Here is a 19,098-nt window from a genome sequence, read left to right as displayed (position 1 = left end):
AAACGCAGATATCACTTCCCTGCTACATACGCCTTCACTGCCGGCAAACCATCCTTGCCGTCGAACGTCTTCACGCCCGCGAGCCACTGGTCGAGCACTGCCGGATTCGCCTTCAACCACTCGCGCGCAGCCTTGTTGGGGTCCGTTTTGTTCATGATCGGCAGCATCACGTGGTTCTCGATGTCGGTCGTGAAATGCAGGTTCGACACGAGTTTCGCGACGTTCGGGCAACGCGTCGAGTAATCGGTCGGCGTGACCGTCATGACCTTGGCTTCGCCGTAGTTCGGACCGAATACGTCGTCGCCGCCGGACAGGTAATCGATCTTCATCTGCACGTTCATCGGATGCGGTTCCCAGCCGAGGAACACAATCGGCTTCTTGTCGCGGATCGCACGGTTCACCTCGACGAGCATGCCCGCCTCGCTCGACTCCACGAGCTTGAACTTGCCGAGCCCGTACTGATTGCTGTCGATCATCTTCTTGATCAAAGCATTGCCGTCGTTACCCGGCTCGATGCCATAGATCTTGCCGCCGAGCTTGTCGTAGTTCTTCGCGATGTCGGTAAACGTTTTGATACCCGCCTGATACGCGTAGTCCGGCACCGCAAGCGTGTACTTTGCGCCTGTCAGGTTCGGCGTAGGCAGCACGCTCAGCTGACCGGCCTTTTTGAACGGGTCGATCATCGGGTCCATGGTCGGCGACCAGTAGCCGAGGAATACGTCGATCTGCTTGCTCTTCACACCGGCAAAGGTGATCGGCACAGAGGCGATCGTCTTGGTCGGCTTGTAGCCGAGTCCTTCGAGCACCGTCGATGCAAGCCCTGTCGTAGCGGCGATATCGGTCCAACCGACGTCGGCGAAGCGGACGGCGCGGCATGTAGCAGGTTCGGCGGCGAATGCCGAAGGAACAGACGACACAGACAGCACGCACAACGACGCAGCCCACAAACGTTTCATGGCGTTTCCTCAGGGTGATTGAATGCTTGACTGGTTTATTCCGCGAAGTTCTTCGACACTGCCTGTTGCGCATCGAAGCATGCGCGAACGCACGCCACCGAACTCGAAGCACAAACGTCCTACGCCGACAGCCGCCGCTCGACGCTCGGTGCGTGACCGAATTGCGCGCGGTACGCCTTGCTGAAATGGCACGGCGAATGAAACCCGCAAACGGCCGTGACGCGCGCGATGGAAGCGTCGGTGTTGCGCAGCAGTTCACGCGCGCGCCGCAGGCGCAGCGTCAGGTAATAGTGCGTCGGCGATACGCTCAGGAACATCTTGAACATGCGCTGCAAATGGCGTTGCGACAGACGCACGAGCCGCGCTAGTTCGTCGAGCGATAAGGGCTCTTCGATATTCGCCTCCATCAATCGCACGACCTCTATCAGTTCGGCGCGCGAGAAACCGACACGGGCGTCGACGGGAATATGCTGATAATCCGTCGAGCCTCGTATCCTTTCCACGATGAACTGCTCGGACACCTGCGCCGCGACCGGATGACCGAGCCGCATGGCAACCAGTTTCAGCATCAGATCGAGCGGCGCGGTGCCGCCCGTGCAGGTCATGCGGTCGCGGTCGATCACGAAGAGCTCGTCGGCGAAACGCACATCTGGGTAACTCTTGTGCAGCGGCGACATGTCTTCCCAATGCACAGTGCAGCGATAGCCGTCGAGCAGCCCGGCTGCTAGTAGCGCATACGGTCCCGTGCAAATGCCGCCGAGCGGTACGCCCTCAGCCGCCACGTCGCGCAGCAGGCCGATCACCGTTTCGTTGACGTAATCGCGCACATGCCAGCCCGCGCAGACGATCAGCACGTCGGGCATGCCGGCTTGCGCGAGCGTCGTGGTGGGCTTCACCGTAATACCGTTGCTCGCCCGCGCCGGTTCGCCGTCTGGCGTGATTACAGACCACCTGTAGTGCTCCGCGCGGCCCACATAGTTGGCCATGCGCAGCACTTCGACCGCGCTCGTGAACGCGATCATCGAAAAGTTTGGCAGCGTCAGAAAGCCGACGTGCGCGAGCCGGGAAAGCGGCGAATCTGAAGGGGCCTCGACCTGGGTGATCGCGTCGCGCTTCATGGGCGGCTCAGCTGTGCTGCGCCGCCGGCGCCCGGCGCACCTTCATCAGACTGCGCAAGCCCGAGAGAAGCGGCGCGCGCGCCATGCCCGGCGAGCGGCCAAAGCTCTCCGTGATGCGGTCCAGAATGATCGCGAGCATCACGACCGAGAGTCCGCTTTCGAAGCCGAGCCCGATGTCGAGCCGCTGAATACTGGCGAGCACGTCGTTGCCGAGACCGCCCGCGCCGACCATCGACGCGATGATCACCATCGACAGCGCCATCATGATGGTCTGATTCACGCCCGTCATGATCGACGGCAGCGCATTCGGAAACTGCACCTTGTAGAGCAATTGCCACGGCGTGCAGCCGAACGCCTGCCCCGCTTCGACGATCTCGCGATTCACGTGCTTGATGCCGAGCGACGTGAGACGCACCGCGGGCGGCATTGCGAAGATCACCGTGGAAAGAATGCCGGGCACGCGGCCGAGGCCGAACAGCATCGCGGCCGGAATCAGATAGACGAAGGCGGGCATGGTCTGCATCAGGTCGAGCACCGGACGCACGATCATTTCGACGGTGCGGCTTTTGGCAGTCCAGATGCCAAGAGGTACGCCGAGCAAGAGACTGATCAACGTGGACGACAACGTGAGGCCGAGCGTGATCACCATCTGATCCCAGAACCCGGTGCCGTAGATCAGCAGCATCGCAAGCAAGGTGAAGAGCGCGAAACGCCAGCCAACCCGCCACAATCCGATGCCGACAAAGAACGCCATCAGCGCCCACATGGGAACGGCTTGCAGACCTTGTTCGATCAGCGCCGCAAAACCCTCGATGACTTTGCCGATGGAATCGAAAGTCTTTGCGTCGTGGTCGAGCAGATAGTGAACGCCGTGATCGACCCAGGCGCCAAGTGGAATGATTTCAGACATGGGAACCTCGATGGCGCGTGAGAACGTTCAACACGTTCGTCTTGTTGACCGAACCACAGTAGGAGCCGTCTGCTTCGACGACCGGCAAAGGCGCGCGGCTCGCGACCACGCGTTCGACCACATCGTCTAGCGGTGTGGTGCGTCGAATGCACTCGACGTAGTTGAGTTTCGCCGACGCGCTGCCTGTTTCGTCGCGACACACGAAGCCGCGAATCTTGCGTTCGCTGTCGAGCACGAACGCATAGTCGGCGCTGCCGTTCAACGTGGCGGCCACACTGGACACGTCGATCTGCGGCGAATGCGAATGCATCAGCGGCACGGCATCGGTCTGCATCAGATCGCCGGCCGTCAGATAACGGCTGGTGTCGATGCCTTCGAAGAAAGCGCGCACGTAATCGTCAGCGGGATTCGTGATGATTTCCTGCGGCGTGCCGATCTGCACCACCTTGCCACCTTCCATGATCGCGATGCGTGTGCCGATGCGCATGGCTTCTTCAAGATCGTGCGACACGAACAGGATCGTGCGCTGCTGCTCGCGTTGCAGATCGAGCAGCACGTTCTGCATTTCCTTGCGCTTTAACGGATCGAGCGCGGAGAACGCTTCGTCCATGATCATCAACGACGGGTTGACTGCGAGCGCCCGCGCAAGACCGACGCGCTGCTGCATCCCTCCCGACAGTTGCGCGGGCAGCTTCGCCGCGAACGGCGCGAGGCCGACCTGCTCGAGCACGGTCATCGCGCGCGCTTCGCGTTCCTTGCGGCTAACGCCCGCCACTTCGAGTCCAAAGGCTGCGTTCGACAGCACAGTGCGTTGCGGCATCAGCGCAAACGACTGGAAGACCATGCTCATGTCCTTGCGGCGCAGCGCGGTCAATTCGGCGCGCGGCACGCTGGCCACGTCGCGCCCATCGATCAGCACCTTGCCCGCCGACGGTTCCACGAGCCGGTTGATCAGGCGAATGAGCGTCGACTTGCCGGAGCCGGAAAGCCCCATTAGCACGAAGATCTCGCCTTCCTTGACTTCGAACGATACGTTGTGAACGCCGACGATCTGACCGGTTCGCGCAAAGACTTCTTCTTTCGTCGCGCCGCCCGCCAGCATGCCGAGCGCCTGTTTCGGGTTGGTGCCGAATACCTTGCACAGCCCTTCGACCACGACCTTGGGGGAATTCATTGAATGCTCTCCTATGTCGGCCAGAGATAGTGCAAAACACTTACGCTGGTCCCATGCAAAGCTGTGAGCGGACGTCGTCCGCGCTGTCCATACATAGTTGCCAGAAAAAAGTACGCCTAGCCGACTATTTGCGACAACCACATGTGGAAATACGACACCCGTGTCGCATGGGCGCTGTTTCGCCGCCGTCGAAGCCTTTATGGGTAAGGGTTTCGCCGAGGCTAGAGGCGTTGGGCGAAGATGTCGCTCCAAGCCAAATGAAGGGTTTGCGAAGCAGAAAATACGCTGCGGGACGATCAGATGCGCCGGTGCCACTGCGCAATAACGACCTTTTCAAACGGTTATTCGCGTGCTATTCGTCAGCCGAAACGAGAGTCCACGCGATGATTGGCGCTCGCGGTTTCGGCGCAGCGGACACTGGCAACGAGAGGCCGTGTTCCAACAGCGGACTTGCAGCGATCATTGCAGAGCGCCACGCGCGCCGTTTGAAAAAGCATTGCGCCGGGCTGCATCAAAGTCACGCTGCCCGGCGGCCCGGATTACGGGTTAATGCCTACTGGCTCGCGCCTGTGCCGATGCCCGCCTTCTTCTGCGCATTTTGCAGATCGGTCGGATAGTTCGGGTCGTTCCGCGACGGCTGATAGCCTGCGTCCTCCAGCTTCTTGAGCTCCGCATTCTTCTTCGCGCGAGCCTGTTTGCGTGCCTCTTTACGCTCGGCCTTGGTCGGCTTGGCGGCGCTGGCAACACCGGGCTGCGCGGTCTGTGCGTCTGTGTCGGTCGTGGTTTGCGCGGCGGCGAGTGGCATGCCGGCCGCGACCATCGCGGTAACCGCAAGGCCGAGCATGATCTGTTTGATGGCAACGCGCTTCATGGCTGACTCCCTCTCAAGTTGGCAAGTGCATTCAAGGTTATTTGCGACTCATCGTTCTTTGGCGGATCGCGCAATGTCACGCACGCTTCGCCCGTTGAGAGCTTAATGCCAAACTGCGTATGACGCACTGATGCCTGCCAGTGCAGATCTTTCTCGACACGGAATGACCGCGTTTGACAACCGCGACGACCGCAAAGAAACGCACGCATAGACCGGAGGGCATCCCCAGGCCGGAGCATGCCGTTTCGCGCCACCGCCAGTTTTTCCAGCATGAGCGCGCATGCTGAACTATTGTTTAAGCGCGCCGGGAGCGCCACGGCATCGCGTTTCTACAAGACAGGATGCTCCCGGTGAGAAGAACACCGCTCACAGGCGCATATTATTTTGCATGCAACGAAGCGACATTAACTTTTTCAAGGATGGAGAAAACGTGAAAACAGTCAATCTTTTGAAGACGCTCGGCATCGCATTGTGTCTGGCAACTGCATCGAGTGCGTATGCGCAATCGAGCGATGCGGCGCCGTCCGACATGACGGACTCCACGACTGCGCGCACAAAAGCGGTGAAAAAGACGGACCGCAAGCTCGGTCTCGACGTGCGCAAGGCGTTGGCAAAAGCGCAGGGCTTCGACGTGTCGAACGTGTTCGTGCGGGCGCGCGGCGGCGCAGTGACGCTAACAGGATCGGTGCCTGACGGCGCTCAGATTCCGCAGGCCGAGGACGTGGCAAAAAGCGTCGCTGGCGTGAAGTCCGTGTCGAACAAGCTCACGATAGGCGTTCCGAGCGGCGGCGGAGGCTGATCGCCCGAGTTGTTCAGTGGCATTACGCCTGATTGCATCGGACGACGAAGGGTTGCGCCCTGCACTGCTCTCGCACTGCTTCACCTATGAGGCGCTACCCTTTGTCCTGGTAAGTGAACCACACGCGCGGCCCATCGGCTACACGCGTCCCCCATGCGACGACCGCGCATAACGCGCGAGCATCCACACCGCGGCTGCGCCCGCGGCGAGCAATGCGGTCTGCCGCGGATACATCGACGCCTGCGTGTACAGGCTCGACTCCAACACCCGGCGCTTCTGTTCGGAACGCTCACGCAATGCGCCATCGCCGCCGCTATTGCCGGCTGCCGTGTGCGGCGGCTCCTGGGTCCGTTGCGACAATATGCCAAGACGGCCCATCACGCGGTCATACAGATTGGGCGCCCGCCGCGCGAACGTGACCATTGCCGCCGATGCGCCGCCGACATACAAATCGCGCACCGGCGTAGCGGCGGCATGCAGAATAGCCTTGGCGACGATGTCCGGTGCATAGACCGGCGCCGGCAGTTTTGGCTGCACGTCGAGATGATTGCGTGCATGCTCGACAAACTGCGTATGAATGCCCGACGGCTTGATCAGCGTAACTGAAACCGGCGCGCGTTCCTCCAGCAGTTCCATGCGCAATGCGTCGGTATAACCCTTCACTGCGTGTTTGGACGCGACATACGCGGCCTGCAGCGGCAGCGCGATGTCCGACAGTTCGCTGCCCAGATTGATCAGCGCACCGCCGCGCTGCCTCAGGTGTGCGAGCGCAATCATCGACCCCTGCACGACGCCCCAGAAGTTCGTCTCGAACAACTCTTTCTGCTCGTCGATGGGCACGTCGGCGCAACGGCCGAAGATCGACGCGCCGGCGTTGTTGACCCACGTGTCGAAGCCGCCGAAGCGCGCAATGGCCTTGTCGGCGGCAGCCTGCAATTGCTCGGCATTGCTCACGTCGGCAACGGTATAGTCGACGAGCGCGCCCTGGTCGCCAAGTTGTCTGGAGAGGGCGGTCAGCGCTTCCTCGTCGCGAGCGACCAGCATGAGCCGCGCTCCTTTGCTCGCGGCAAGACGCGCAGTAGCAAGGCCAATGCCGCTCGTCGCCCCGGTAATGACGATGACCTGCTGACCGACCGGTTTGAGCTTCACAGTCATGGCGAATCCTCGAAAAGAGATTACGGGATCACGGCAGCGCACCTACGGCAGCGCACCTTTGAGGAGGCCTGTCCGGCGAACTACGTCTGGATGGTGCAGCATCCATCGTGCCGCGTCGCCGTGGGCGAACAGCGCTCGGGGCCGCCGCGCGCCGTGCAACCGTCAGCACAACGACAGCAACGGTTACCAAAATGAATGGTGGCCGAGAGCCAACGTAATATGCGCGCCCTTAAATCTTAATCATCGAATGCTTCAATGCGCGCAGCTTGTGGTTGCCGCAGCGTGCAGCATCGACAAGCGCCGCATCATTTCCAATAAACACTATCCCCAGCGAACTCCACACGTACATTAATGGAAGCGCTGAATGGCGAAGTCGAATCTGGAGCCAGTCACATGTTCCGCAGAACCCTCTTACCTATTCCTTTTGCCGCGCTGCTGACGCTCGCCGCTTGCGGCAACCACAGCACCAGTCCGGCCTCATCGCCGGCACCGTCAGTGTCGGCACAGGATGCCGTTGCCACCGCCACGCCGATCAAGCACGTCGTCGTGATCTTCGGCGAGAACGTCTCGTTCGATCACTACTTCGCGACTTATCCGCAAGCGTCGAATCCGGTGGGCGAACCGCAATTCACGGCGGCCGCAGGCACGCCGACGGTCAATAACCTCGCGAGCAACAACCTGATCGCGACCAATCCCAATGCGCTACCTACGTCGCCGAATACGGCAGGCCGCACGGTCGGTCTCGTGACCATCGCCGGGCTCGGTCTGCCCGCAGCGGATCTGTTGCCGTTCCGCCTCGACCGCTCGCAGGCGAACACGTCGAGTCAAAACCACGCGTACGCCGCCGAACAGCTCGCCTATAACAACGGCGCGATGGATTCGTTCCCGCTCTTCACCGCAGCCGGTTCGACGATAGCCGGCAGCACCGGGGCATTCGCGACCAAGGGCCAGGTGCTCGGCTACTTCGACGGCAACACCGTCACTGCGCTGTGGAACTACGCGCAGCACTTCGCGATGAACCAGAACGCGTACACCGACACGTATGGTCCGTCGACGCCGGGCGCGCTTGCAGTCGTTTCCGGCCAGAACAACGGCGTGATCGTTTCGGGCGGCACCTCGGGCAACGCGATTCCGGATTCGGCCGGCGGCTTCACGATGGTCGGCGACCTCGACCCGACCGGCGACGTCTGCACGAGCGCGGCGGGCAGCACGGTGACGGGCACGATGTCGTCGAACAACAAGAACATCGGCGACCTGCTCAACGCGAAGAACATCACGTGGGGCGGCTTCATGGGCGGCTTCAATCTGCAGACGGTCAACGCGAACGGCACAACGGGCTGCGCTCGCTCGACCTTCTCGCAGGTGCTCAACGCGACGAAGACCGACTACGTTCAGCATCACGCGTGGTTCCAGTACTACGCGAGCACGGCGAACTTTGCGCATACGCGTCCGTCGTCGACGGCCGTGATCGGCGCGGCCGATCCGCTCGACAACACCGCAACGCCGGTTCATCACCAGTACGACACCGACGACTTCTTTGCCGCGGTGAAGGCGGGCAACTATCCGTCGGTCAGCTTCCTGAAGGCGCCGGCGGTCCAGGACGGCCATCCGGGCAACTCGGACCCGATCGACGAACAGGCTTTCGTCACGAAGGTGATCAACTTCCTGCAGCAGCAGCCTGACTGGAAGAACACCGCCGTGATCATCGCCTATGACGATTCGGACGGCTGGTACGACCATCGCTACAAGGCGCCTACGAGTTCGTCGTTCGACTCGACGACGCCGCAATCGGCAGGCGGCAAGACGGTGGCGGGCAGCGACAACCTGAGCGCAGCCGGCCAGTGCACGGCAGCAGGCGCAGTGCAGCCGCAGGGCGTGAACGGCGGCGCGGTGAACGGCCGTTGCGGTCCGGGTACGCGCACGCCGTTTATCGTGGTGTCGCCGTGGGCGAAGGCCAATTTCGTCGACGACACGCCGATCACTCAAGCATCGGTCGTGAAGTTCATCGAGGATAACTGGCTCAGCGGTCAACGCATTGGCGGCGGTTCGTTCGATGCCACTGCGGGCAGCATCATGAACATGTTCGACTTCTCGGGCTCGGGCAACAATGCGCCGCTGTATCTGGACCAGAACCTCGGTACGAAACTGGCGGAAGCGCCGGCAATCTGACGAGGATTTGGTCAAGAGCCGTGCAAAAACCCGCCATCGAGCAGCCGGCGTTCATGCGATGCGCGAGTGTCTTTCGCGCATCGCTGACGAACGCGGTGGCGTGACGCAGGGCACGGCTTGCAGCAAAGCGTAGTCGGGGTCGAGCCAGTGCTTATGTGCTGGCTCGATTCGCCTTTTTTATCGCATCCGAAGAACTATTGTCACGACCGCCATGAACCAAGCTTCAGACGCCGCCCTGCCGCCGACTCTTCCCGCTGGCGGCGAACCGGGTCCCGTTCTCACCCGCCGCTCAGCGCTCAGGGTGCTTGCACGAAGCGCCGCCTGCATCGTCATTGCGGCCGTCGCGCTCGGCGCGTATGCACTTGTTAATCCTGAGCGCATGCCGGCCGCGGTCGGCGCGATCGTCGAACAGATCACCGGCACGAACCCTCGACCGGTGCGTCTCTTGCGTCCGGCGCGTGCGCCATTGAGCGCGGTGGCGCTGCTCGGCAAGGAGATCTTTTTCGATCAGTCATTGTCGGCATCCGGCACACAGTCTTGCGCGTCGTGCCACTCGCCGAAGAATTCCTACGCGCCGGATAATGCGTTTCCCGTTCAGCTCGGCGGCGCGCATATGAGCGAAGCGGGTTATCGTCCGCCGCCATCGCTCACGTATCTGTATCGTCAGGCGCCGTTCAGCATCGGCCCCGATCAGGGCGACACGGATGTGCCGGTGGACCTGACGCAACTCGCTTCGCAGGCAGCCGGCGTGGAGCGCGCGCAAAAGACCGCTCTCGCTACTCCTGCCGCTCCGGCGATGGTGCCGCAAGGCGGCCTCTTCTGGGACGGCCGCGCCGATACTTTGCAGGACCAGGCAATCGGTCCGCTGACGAATCCCGTCGAAATGGCCAACAAGACGCCGCAAGACGTCGCGCACAAGCTGCTGCAGACGAAGTACATCGACCAGTTCAAGCAGATGTTCGGGCCGGCCATTGTCGGCAATCCGAGCCTGCTGATCTCGGAGGCAATGTTCGCGGTGGGGCGTTATCAGATCGAAGATCCGTCATTCCACGCGTTCACGAGCAAGTATGACTACTGGCTGGAAGGCAAAGCCCGCCTCACGCATGCCGAACTCCACGGCCTGCAATTGTTCAACGACAAGGACAAAGCGAACTGCGCGGGCTGTCACCTGAGTCAGCCGAGCAAGGACGGTCTGCCGCCGGTGTTTACCGATACACAATACGAAGCGCTGGGTGTGCCGCGCAATCCAGCCATTCCCGCGAATAAGGATCCGAGGTTCTTCGACATGGGGGTATGCGGGCCGTTTCGCGACGATCTCGCGAAACAGACGCAGTATTGCGGCATGTTCCTCACGCCGACGTTGCGCAATGTCGCGAACCGCAAGGTGTTCTTCCACAACGGCGTGTACCACGACCTGAAGCAGGTGATGGACTTCTACAATCTGCGTAATACGTCGCCGGAAAAGATCTATCCGCGCGATGCATCGGGCAAGGTGCAAAAGTACAACGATCTGCCGCCGCAGTTCCACGCGAACGTAGATGCTTCCGACGCGCCGTTCGATCGCAAACCCGGAGATCAGCCCGCAATGACCGATCAGGATATTCAGGACATTATTGCGTTCATGAAGACGTTGAGCGATGGGTTCGACGCCGGGGGATCGTGACTCTTTGCGCTGCGCGTGTTCACGCAAGCGCGCAGCGCCACGCGGCGCGTTGTTGTATGCTCTCCCGTTCCGCGATCTCTTCCCAACTCTTCCCGATGGCCGATTTCCCCTTTCACGCCGTACTTTTCGACTGCGACGGCGTGCTCGTCGACTCGGAGCCAATCACCAACCGCGTACTCACCGAGATGCTCGGCGAGCTGGGCTGGCACTTGAGCATTGAAGAGACGATGCGTATTTTCGTCGGCAAGGCGGTGAAGGACGAAGCGCCGCTCATCGAAGCGCGCACTGGCGTTGCCATCACGACCGACTGGCTGATGCAATTTCGCGCGCGCCGCAACGCAGCGCTCGAACAGGAACTGACGGCGATCCCGGGCGCCGCGACAGCGGTACGCTCGCTTCACGCAACGTTGAACGGACAAATTGCCGTTGCGTCCGGTGCGGACCGGATCAAGGTCGAATTGCAATTGACCAAGGCGAGGATTCTGGACTGCTTCGAGGGGCGTATCTTCAGCGGTCACGAAACACCGCGCAGCAAGCCGTTCCCCGATGTGTATCTCGCCGCGGCGGCGGCGCTGGATGTGGACCCGGCGCACTGCGCGATTGTCGAAGACACGGTGACGGGCGCGACTGCCGGCGTAGCAGCCGGCGCGACGGTGTTCGGCTATTGTCCCGATGAGTTCGGGCATAGTAGCGCAGCCGCATTGCAGGCAGTCGGCGTGGCTCAGGTGTTTAGGGACATGAACGACTTGCCCGGTTTGCTTGCCTCGTGGCGCGTCGAGGCGTGACTCCGCCTACTCGAATGCTGCGTCGATCGGCACGCGGTATCCCACCGCGAGCCGGTTCGTTTCATTAGCCATGCCAACTACTGCGAGCAGTTCGCCAAACATCTCGTCGGTCATACCCGCACGACGAGCGGCGGCCGTGTGACTCGCAACGCAATAGCCGCAGTTGTTCGTCGCGCTCACGGCCACGTAGAGCAGTTCTTTCATTAACGGATCGAGCGCGCCGGGCGCCATCACTTCTTTCAGGCTGTCCCACGTGCGCGCGAGAGTCGGCGGATGCTGCGCGATGTACTTCCAGAAGTTGTTGACGTCGTCGACCTGACGCGTCTCCTTGATATCGTCGTACACGGCTTTGACTTCGGGCGACGCTGCGGAATACTCCACCGCATTCTGCTGACTCATGGGCTCTCCTTTGTGTGACTGCATGAAAAGCGCGATTCGCGCTCAGTTCGGCATTGCCGCATACGCTGCATATGCGGCATATGCGGCATCTGGCGCCTATTGTGCGCGCATTTTGCCGAACTGGAATCGTCTATTCCGGCACTCACACTGGCCTATCACCCTGGCGTACGCGTCACAGCAACAACCGCTGCGGGCGCAGCCGCTTGCAGGTGTTCGCCGCCATCGCGGGGCGTCGGTTCCGGACGCGTGGAGCGCTCCGACTGCGCCAGCAGCGTACCGACCGACGGGTCGATGGCATCGGTGAAAGGCTTGGGATCCAGTCCGATCGCGAGCACCAGCAGCGCCATCGCGCCAAGCAACACGAATTCGCGCTTGCCGACATCCTTGAGGCTGGCGACTCGCGCATTCGCAATCGCACCAAAAATCACGCGCTTATACATCCACAACGTGTAGGCCGCGCTCAGAATCAGCGTCGACGCCGCCATCGCGCCGATCCAGAAGTTAAAGCGAATCGCGCCCATCAGCACCATGAATTCGCCGACGAAACCCGACGTACCCGGCAGGCCGATATTGGCCATCGAAAACAACATCACGAAAGCGGCGAACCGCGGCATGGTGTTGGCGACGCCGCCGTACTCGGCAATCGAAGCCGTTTTCGTGCGATCGTAGAGCATGCCCGTGCACAAGAGCATCGCACCGGACACTACGCCGTACGACAGCATCTGCACGATCGCGCCGGCCTGACCGATGCGGTTGAAGACGAACAGACCGAGCGTGACGAGGCCCATGTGGGCCACCGTCGAATACGCGAGCAGGCGGCGCATGTCGGTCTGCACGAGCGCGAGAAGACTCGAATAGATCACCGCGACGAGCGAGAGCGTAATCATCATCGGCGCGAAAAAGTGGCTTGCCTGCGGTGCAATCGGCAATGCGAAGCGCAGCAGGCCGTAGCCGCCGATCTTGAGCATGCCGATCATAACGGCCGCGCCAGTGGGGCCGTCGAGGTGAACGTCGGGCAACCATGTATGCAGCGGCCACATCGGCACCTTCACGCCGAATGCCGCGAGAAAGCCGAGAAAGATCAGTACTTGCGGCATTGTGCCGAGGCGCGTTTCCCGCCACAGCGCGAGGTCGAAACTGTGCGTCTGACTGTACAGATACAGCATCGACATCAGCATCATCAGCGAGCCAAGGAACGACACGAAAAAGAACTTCACTGCGGCATATGAGCGATTGGAGTGCCCCCATGTGCCGATCAGCAAATAAAGCGGAATCAACGTTGCTTCGAACGAGACGAAGAACATCATGCCGTCGAGCGACGTAAACACGCCCTGCATGAAACCCGACAACATCAGGAATGCGCCGAAGTACTGTGCAGTGCGCTCGGTAATCGACTCCCACGACGCGACCACGATGATGATCGTCGTCAGCGCGGTCAATGCGACGAGCCACAGCGAAATGCCGTCGACGCCCACGTGCCACGCGATATCGAAAGTCGGCGACCATCTGACGTTCTCGACAAATTGCATCGACGTCGCTTCGTTGCGGAAATTCGCCACCAGCGGAATCACCGGTACGAAGCCCGCAACCGCGCCGATCAATGCGAGCCACCGCGTGCGGCCGCGTGCCGTGTCCGACCCGGCTCGCAAAACTACGAGGCCGGCAACAATAGGGATCCAGATAAGTAGGCTAAGAAGAGGCAATGGCATGTGCGCTGTCGGAAACTTGAAGTACAAAACGCCGCACCAATACTTTCTGTTTAGAAAGCATTGAAACGAATATGTAGGGCTTAGGGCCAGCCGGACTACGTGAGAAGACTTCGGTCGACTTCACGTTTACCCGCAGTCGAACGACGAGGTGGGAGATTACCAAGATAAGAATACTTTTGCAGCGCAACATTGCGCCAACGCCCTAGACAATGAGTCGTTACCGCCGCGACGCTTGCGGACGACGAGAAAATGTGCACTTGCACAAACGGCGCGTTGATCGTTCACTGCTCTGCGCATTGCCCGGAAAAGCGCGCTTTTTGCGACTATTTACGTGAAGTTCATAACGCGCGCGATTGAGAGATCCTCATACGAGGCATAGAAGATGCGCCGGACAGCGCCGCACGCCGGTTTTTCGAGTACGGAACTGCAACCGGCGCTGTATTGGACAGAAATATTTTTTGTGCGGGTGCAGTCGCGAAACGAGGTGCCGTGCCGGGAAAACCTTCGCCGGACGCTGGCTTCACACGAAGTGCCGATGCGCCGACGCACCTTACAGAAGCCGAATATACTTCGGCGGTCAACACATCAAAGGCCGCGCGTTCAGCGAGCGGATGCCGCCGCGTCGACCTCATTCTCCGGACCATGCATGGTGTTTTCTCATGAAGGTGTCGTTCCCGCACTCGAATGCCGCGGGCTTAGCAAGACCTACGGCGCCGGCCGCGTCGTGCTTGCAAACCTCGATTTCACGCTTGCGCCCGGGGAGTTCGTCGCGATCATGGGCGACTCAGGCGTGGGCAAATCCACGCTGCTCAATCTGATCGCCGGTCTCGATCAGGCGGACAGCGGCGATGTGATGATCGGCGGCCATGCCGTGTCGCGTCTCGACGACAATGCCGCGACGCGATTACGTCGGCAGAAACTTGGCTTTGTATTTCAGGCCTTTCACGTGCTGCCGCATTTGACGCTTGCGCAGAACGTCGCGCTGCCACTGCTGCTAAACGAGTTGCCGACTTCCGCAGCGCTCGACATGCTCGCCGCAGTCGGACTCGAAGGCCGCGGTGACGACTTTCCGCGGCAACTGTCGGGCGGCGAGTTGCAACGCGTTGCGATAGCGCGGGCCCTGGTACATCACCCTACTCTGATCCTCGCCGACGAACCGACGGGCAACCTCGATCCCGATACCGCACACGGCGTGCTCGCACTCTTTCGCGCGCAAAGCAAGGCGACCGGCGCGGCCACGATGATGGTGACGCACTCGGAGGCCGCTGCCGCCGTCGCCGACCGCATCATGATTCTCAGCGATGGCGGCTTGCATGCCGCATCGGAAGCGTCGGCGCCTTCACGGGTGCAACACGACCCGCGAACCACAGCCCGTTCAACCGATGACGCCCGCTGACTCGCACCGGCCCGCAGCCACACGCGGACATCGCACTCTTGCGCGCTGGCTGCTGGGCGCCGAATGGCGCAGTCATCGGGCACGCGCGCTCGTTGCGATTACAACCATCGCGCTGGGGGTGGCCCTCGGCTACGCTGTGCAACTGATCAACAGCGCGGCCTTCAACGAGTTCTCCGCTGCGGCGCGCAGCCTCTCCGGCCAGGCCGATCTCCAGGTGCGCGGCGCTCAGCCTCTACTCGACGAGTCGATCTATCCGCGCCTCGCCGCGCAAAAGGGTGTCGCGCTCGCGAGTCCCGTTCTCGCGCTGGACGTCACGGTGCCGGGCCAGAACGCGGCTTTGCCTGTTCTCGGCATCGACGTGTTCAGGGCAAGCCGTATTGCGCCGGATCTGATCGGTGTGCCGTCCGCCGAACGGCCGTTCGACGCGCTCGCCTCCGACACCGTGTTTCTCTCCACCGCGGCGCAACAATGGCTGCACGTCAAAACGGGCGATGACGTGGCGTTGCAAAGCGGCACGTCGATCGTGCATTTGCGGGCAGCCGGCGGCATCGTGAGAACGAGGCCGGGTCAACGGCTTGCGATCATGGATATTGCCGCGGTTCAGTGGAAGTTCGGCAAGGTCGGCAAGCTTTCGCGCGTCGACGTGCAGCTCGAGCGCGGCGTCGACCGCGAGCGCTTCAAACAAGATCTGCAACGAGAGTTGGGGAGCCAATGGGTCGTCGCCGAACCGCGCGACGTCGAGAGCCGCACAGACCGGCTCTCGCGCGCCTATCGAATCAACATGAACGTGCTCGCGCTGGTCGCGCTTTTCACCGGGGCGTTCCTCGTGTTTTCGACGCAGGCATTGAGTGTGGTGCGCCGTCGCGCGCAGTTTGCGATGCTGCGTGTGCTCGGACTGACACGCGGCCAACTGTTGCGTCAGATTCTGCTGGAAGGTGCGTTGCTCGGCTTGCTCGGTTCGCTATGCGGCCTCGCGCTCGGTTATGCACTCGCTGCCGGCGCGTTGCGTTTTTTCGGCAGCGATCTCGGCGGCGGCTACTTTCCCGGCGTGCAGCCGCAGGTCGGCTTCGAACCGATCGCAAGCGCGATTTTCCTGACGCTCGGCATCGCCGTGGCGGTTCTCGGCAGCCTTGCGCCCGCACTGGAAGCGGCGCGTGCACGGCCCGCTTCCGCACTCAAGGCCGGTGCCGAAGAAGGCGCGCTCGCGCGGCTCGCCACGCCGTGGCCCGCCCTGCTGTGCCTCGTGATCGCCGCGCTTCTCACGCAAGCGCCGCCATGGTTCGACGCGCCGATTGGCGGTTATCTGGCCGTCGCACTGCTGCTGATCGGCGGAATTGCATTGATGCCGCGCGTCACCGCTTTCATATTCGGCGTAGCGAGCCGGTGGTTCGCAGCGCGCTCACGGGCCGGTGCGGCCAGTACGCTTGCGCTCGCCCGTCTCGCGAATGCGCCGGGTCATGCGTCGATTGCAATGGGCGGAGTGTTGTCGAGTTTCGCGCTGATCGTGGCAATGGCGATCATGGTGGCCAGCTTCCGCGTGTCCGTCGAGGACTGGCTGGTTCATCTGCTATCGGCCGATCTTTATGTGCGCGTCGCGGAAAACGGCGACACGGGCGGCTTGAGCCCTGCTGAGCAGACGCGGCTTGCAGCCGTGCCGGGCATTGCAAGGGCGGCGTTCGCACGCACTTCACATATCACGCTCGACCCGGCGCGTCCGGACCTCGCGATACTCGCACGAGAGATCGACGCAACCGATCCGGGCGCAAATCTGCAAATGACGGGACCTGTGCTATCGCCTCGCGATCTGCGAAGCGACGAAACACCTGTTTGGGTGTCCGAAGCAATGGTGGATCTATATGGTTACAAGCTCGGACAGCGTATCCGCTTGCCGCTCGGCGAGCGCGCACACGTGTTCGTGGTGGCCGGCGTATGGCGCGATTACGTGCGGCAGACCGGCGCGATCCAGATACGGCTTGCCGACTACCGTCGCCTCACCGCCGACACGGGCGCTACCGATGTCGCGGTGACCGTCGAACGAGGTTCGAGCATTGAGCGCGTGATAGCCGGATTGCGTGCACTGCCCTTTGGCGCGACGTTGGACGTGTCGCAACCGGGCGCCATTCGCGCGCGCACGCTCGTGATATTCGACCGGAGCTTTGCGGTCACGTATCTTCTGGAGGCGGTCGCCATCGTCATTGGATTGTTCGGCGTGGCCGCGACATTTTCGGCGCAGACGCTCGCACGCGCTCGCGAGTTCGGCATGCTGCGGCACGTCGGGGTGACGCGCTCGCAAATCCTCGCGATCCTCGCACTCGAAGGCGGCATGCTCACCGCGTGCGGTATCGCAATGGGCTTCGTTCTCGGCTTCGCGATCAGTCTGATTCTTGTATTCGTCGTCAATCCGCAGTCGTTTCACTGGAGCATGTCGCTGCATGTTCCGTGGACGATGCTGGCCACAGTTGCGTTGGTGATGCTCGCGTCATCGTGTTCGACAGCCGTGATTGCGGGACGCGGCGCCGTTTCCGTGGATGCCGTGCGCGCGGTCAAGGAGGACTGGTGATGCGAGCTTTGTGGCGGCTATTGGCGCCTCATTCGATGTGTCGGGCGAAAACGGGGGTTGGGGTTTCGGCCGCGCGTTTTCAGCGGACACGCCCGAGGGTCTCGCACTGGTTCGTTGCCGGCGCGTTCGCTTTGTCAGCCAACCCGGTCTTTGCGGCAGCGCCGGAATTCGCCGTTGTCACGAAAGACCATTCAATCGTGCTGCCGATGGACACCGGCGCTCACGCCGATTTTCGCACCGAGTGGTGGTACGCAACCGGCTGGCTGACTACGCCCGATAATCGGCCGCTCGGTTTTCAGATCACATTCTTCCGTTCTGCAACGGGACACGATGCCGCCGATCCGAGTGCTTTCGCGCCTTCTCAATTGATCATCGCGCATGCCGCGTTGAGCGATCCTGCACTCGGCCACCTCGTGCACGATCAGCGGATTGGCCGCGAGGGACTCGGCCTCGCCTATGCGAAGCCCGCGAATACCGACGTCAGGCTCGACGCGTGGAAAATCGTTCGTGCCGCCGATGGCCGCTACGATGTCACCGCCGATGCCGGCGAGTTCGCGTTGCATCTCGAGCTAACGCCGACGCAGGCGCCTTTGATTCAGGGCGAACATGGCTACTCACGCAAAGGTCCGCGGCCGGAACAGGCCAGTTACTACTATAGCGAGCCGCAATTGCGCGTGTCGGGCAGCGTGAGGCGACCGGGCGCCAAAAGCGATTCGTCGCAAGGCGACACTGCCGTGACGGGCGTTGCATGGCTCGATCATGAGTGGTCGAGCACGTTGCTCGACGCGAATGCCGTGGGATGGGACTGGCTGGGCGCGAATCTCTCCGACGGTTCGGCTCTGATGGCCTTCAAGGTGCGCAGCCGCGACGGACATGCGATGTGGGCGCATGCTGCATTGAGAGATCGCGACGGACGAGTCACGACGTTCCCTCCGAGCGAAGTCGACTTTACGCCTCGTCGCACGTGGCGCTCACCGCGCACGAACGCGTCGTACCCTGTGTCGATGACAGTGCGAACCGGCGCACTGACATGGCAGCTCGATCCGCTGATGGACGACCAGGAACTGGACTCGCGGCAGTCTACCGGCGCGGTGTACTGGGAAGGCGCTGCGCGGGTGAGCCGCGATGGCGCTGATCTCGGGCGAGCTTATCTGGAGTTGACGGGGTACGCGAACGCGCTGCGGACCGGCAGGTAGTAAGGGGTGATATGTGGCCTGGGCCTGGGCCTGGGCCTTGACCAGGCCCCGACTGAACCCGGCCTGTTCCTGCCGCCGGTGTGCCGGGGTTTTGTCCGCGCGTAAACGCAGAAACCCCACCCTTTGTGGGGTGGGGTTTCTGATGCTGCTGGGGAGCCTGACGATTACCTACTTTCACACGGGCAATCCGCACTATCATCGGCGTGGAGTCGTTTCACGGTCCTGTTCGGGATGGGAA

The 19,098-nt window shown here is 61.8% G+C and carries 15 protein-coding genes; 7 read left to right on the top strand and 8 right to left on the bottom strand.

The annotated features are described in order from the left end of the window. Nucleotides 1–11: 11 nt before the first annotated feature. The 5 genes from JMY24_RS25610 to JMY24_RS25590 all read right to left on the bottom strand — a co-directional run bounded on the left by JMY24_RS25610 (nucleotide 12) and on the right by JMY24_RS25590 (nucleotide 5,029). Complete coding sequence (locus JMY24_RS25610; RefSeq protein WP_128596761.1) at nucleotides 12–956, bottom strand: choline ABC transporter substrate-binding protein; 945 nt, start codon at nucleotides 954–956, stop codon at nucleotides 12–14. 119 nt (nucleotides 957–1,075) lie between these two features. Then, nucleotides 1,076–2,074, bottom strand: a complete 999-nt coding sequence (locus JMY24_RS25605) for a GlxA family transcriptional regulator (RefSeq protein ID WP_128583951.1) — start codon at nucleotides 2,072–2,074, stop codon at nucleotides 1,076–1,078. A gap of 7 nt (nucleotides 2,075–2,081) precedes the next feature. Next, entirely contained in the window at nucleotides 2,082–2,984 is a 903-nt protein-coding gene (gene choW, locus JMY24_RS25600; protein ID WP_128596760.1) for a choline ABC transporter permease subunit, read from the bottom strand. Then, entirely contained in the window at nucleotides 2,977–4,158 is a 1,182-nt protein-coding gene (locus JMY24_RS25595; RefSeq protein WP_128596759.1) for a quaternary amine ABC transporter ATP-binding protein, read from the bottom strand. The genes choW and JMY24_RS25595 overlap by 8 nt, the downstream gene beginning before the upstream one ends. Before the next feature lie 553 nt (nucleotides 4,159–4,711). Then, entirely contained in the window at nucleotides 4,712–5,029 is a 318-nt protein-coding gene (locus JMY24_RS25590; protein ID WP_128583953.1) for a hypothetical protein, read from the bottom strand. 430 nt (nucleotides 5,030–5,459) lie between these two features. Between JMY24_RS25590 and JMY24_RS25585 the strand changes: the two genes are divergently transcribed. Beyond that, nucleotides 5,460–5,828, top strand: coding sequence for a BON domain-containing protein (locus tag JMY24_RS25585; RefSeq protein ID WP_128583954.1), 369 nt, complete (start codon nucleotides 5,460–5,462; stop codon nucleotides 5,826–5,828). 138 nt (nucleotides 5,829–5,966) lie between these two features. On the opposite strand, the gene JMY24_RS25580 is transcribed toward JMY24_RS25585, so the two are convergent. Beyond that, on the bottom strand, nucleotides 5,967–6,983 hold the full coding sequence (locus JMY24_RS25580) for an SDR family oxidoreductase (protein WP_128596758.1): 1,017 nt from the start codon (nucleotides 6,981–6,983) through the stop codon (nucleotides 5,967–5,969). A 393-nt stretch (nucleotides 6,984–7,376) separates the two neighbouring features. On the opposite strand from JMY24_RS25580, the gene JMY24_RS25575 reads away from it, so the two are divergent. The 3 genes from JMY24_RS25575 (at nucleotide 7,377) to JMY24_RS25565 (ending at nucleotide 11,600) form a co-directional block, all read left to right on the top strand. After that, nucleotides 7,377–9,152: a phospholipase C gene (locus JMY24_RS25575; protein ID WP_128596757.1), complete on the top strand. Its 1,776-nt coding sequence runs from the start codon at nucleotides 7,377–7,379 to the stop codon at nucleotides 9,150–9,152. 211 nt (nucleotides 9,153–9,363) lie between these two features. Then, nucleotides 9,364–10,815: a cytochrome-c peroxidase gene (locus tag JMY24_RS25570; RefSeq protein ID WP_128596756.1), complete on the top strand. Its 1,452-nt coding sequence runs from the start codon at nucleotides 9,364–9,366 to the stop codon at nucleotides 10,813–10,815. Between the two features lie 95 nt (nucleotides 10,816–10,910). Continuing rightward, on the top strand, nucleotides 10,911–11,600 hold the full coding sequence (locus tag JMY24_RS25565) for an HAD family hydrolase (RefSeq protein WP_201703210.1): 690 nt from the start codon (nucleotides 10,911–10,913) through the stop codon (nucleotides 11,598–11,600). Between the two features lie 6 nt (nucleotides 11,601–11,606). Here JMY24_RS25565 and JMY24_RS25560 read toward each other — a convergent pair whose 3' ends face one another. After that, nucleotides 11,607–11,999 carry a carboxymuconolactone decarboxylase family protein gene (locus JMY24_RS25560; RefSeq protein WP_128596755.1) on the bottom strand — a complete coding sequence of 131 codons (393 nt, stop codon included), beginning with the start codon at nucleotides 11,997–11,999 and terminating at the stop codon, nucleotides 11,607–11,609. 155 nt (nucleotides 12,000–12,154) lie between these two features. After that, nucleotides 12,155–13,708, bottom strand: coding sequence for a complex I subunit 4 family protein (locus JMY24_RS25555; RefSeq protein ID WP_128596754.1), 1,554 nt, complete (start codon nucleotides 13,706–13,708; stop codon nucleotides 12,155–12,157). 646 nt (nucleotides 13,709–14,354) lie between these two features. On the opposite strand from JMY24_RS25555, the gene JMY24_RS25550 reads away from it, so the two are divergent. From JMY24_RS25550 to JMY24_RS25540, 3 genes are read left to right on the top strand one after another with little or no spacing between them, the layout of a single operon-like run. Further along, nucleotides 14,355–15,104 carry an ABC transporter ATP-binding protein gene (locus JMY24_RS25550; RefSeq protein ID WP_128596753.1) on the top strand — a complete coding sequence of 250 codons (750 nt, stop codon included), beginning with the start codon at nucleotides 14,355–14,357 and terminating at the stop codon, nucleotides 15,102–15,104. Further along, nucleotides 15,091–17,664, top strand: a complete 2,574-nt coding sequence (locus JMY24_RS25545) for an FtsX-like permease family protein (protein ID WP_128596752.1) — start codon at nucleotides 15,091–15,093, stop codon at nucleotides 17,662–17,664. The genes JMY24_RS25550 and JMY24_RS25545 overlap by 14 nt, the downstream gene beginning before the upstream one ends. Next, nucleotides 17,664–18,860: a lipocalin-like domain-containing protein gene (locus JMY24_RS25540; protein ID WP_164853706.1), complete on the top strand. Its 1,197-nt coding sequence runs from the start codon at nucleotides 17,664–17,666 to the stop codon at nucleotides 18,858–18,860. The genes JMY24_RS25545 and JMY24_RS25540 overlap by 1 nt, the downstream gene beginning before the upstream one ends. Nucleotides 18,861–19,098 lie beyond the last annotated feature (238 nt).

This window comes from Paraburkholderia kirstenboschensis, assembly GCF_904848585.1.
In the GTDB taxonomy this organism is placed as follows: Bacteria; Pseudomonadota; Gammaproteobacteria; order Burkholderiales; family Burkholderiaceae; genus Paraburkholderia; species Paraburkholderia kirstenboschensis.
The sequence above is the reverse complement of the archived record's forward strand: the minus strand, read 5'-3'. Positions and strand labels throughout refer to the sequence as shown.

Excerpts from the sequence above, each read along its gene's own strand:
- JMY24_RS25610 (WP_128596761.1), bottom strand. The coding sequence starts at position 956 with ATGAAACGTTTGTGGGCTGCGTCGTTGTGCGTGCTGTCTGTGTCGTCT.
- JMY24_RS25605 (WP_128583951.1), bottom strand. The coding sequence starts at position 2,074 with ATGAAGCGCGACGCGATCACCCAGGTCGAGGCCCCTTCAGATTCGCCG.
- choW (WP_128596760.1), bottom strand. The coding sequence starts at position 2,984 with ATGTCTGAAATCATTCCACTTGGCGCCTGGGTCGATCACGGCGTTCAC.
- JMY24_RS25595 (WP_128596759.1), bottom strand. The coding sequence starts at position 4,158 with ATGAATTCCCCCAAGGTCGTGGTCGAAGGGCTGTGCAAGGTATTCGGC.
- JMY24_RS25590 (WP_128583953.1), bottom strand. The coding sequence starts at position 5,029 with ATGAAGCGCGTTGCCATCAAACAGATCATGCTCGGCCTTGCGGTTACC.
- JMY24_RS25580 (WP_128596758.1), bottom strand. The coding sequence starts at position 6,983 with ATGACTGTGAAGCTCAAACCGGTCGGTCAGCAGGTCATCGTCATTACC.
- JMY24_RS25575 (WP_128596757.1), top strand. The coding sequence starts at position 7,377 with ATGTTCCGCAGAACCCTCTTACCTATTCCTTTTGCCGCGCTGCTGACG.
- JMY24_RS25570 (WP_128596756.1), top strand. The coding sequence starts at position 9,364 with ATGAACCAAGCTTCAGACGCCGCCCTGCCGCCGACTCTTCCCGCTGGC.
- JMY24_RS25565 (WP_201703210.1), top strand. The coding sequence starts at position 10,911 with ATGGCCGATTTCCCCTTTCACGCCGTACTTTTCGACTGCGACGGCGTG.
- JMY24_RS25560 (WP_128596755.1), bottom strand. The coding sequence starts at position 11,999 with ATGAGTCAGCAGAATGCGGTGGAGTATTCCGCAGCGTCGCCCGAAGTC.
- JMY24_RS25555 (WP_128596754.1), bottom strand. The coding sequence starts at position 13,708 with ATGCCATTGCCTCTTCTTAGCCTACTTATCTGGATCCCTATTGTTGCC.
- JMY24_RS25550 (WP_128596753.1), top strand. The coding sequence starts at position 14,355 with ATGGTGTTTTCTCATGAAGGTGTCGTTCCCGCACTCGAATGCCGCGGG.
- JMY24_RS25545 (WP_128596752.1), top strand. The coding sequence starts at position 15,091 with ATGACGCCCGCTGACTCGCACCGGCCCGCAGCCACACGCGGACATCGC.
- JMY24_RS25540 (WP_164853706.1), top strand. The coding sequence starts at position 17,664 with ATGCGAGCTTTGTGGCGGCTATTGGCGCCTCATTCGATGTGTCGGGCG.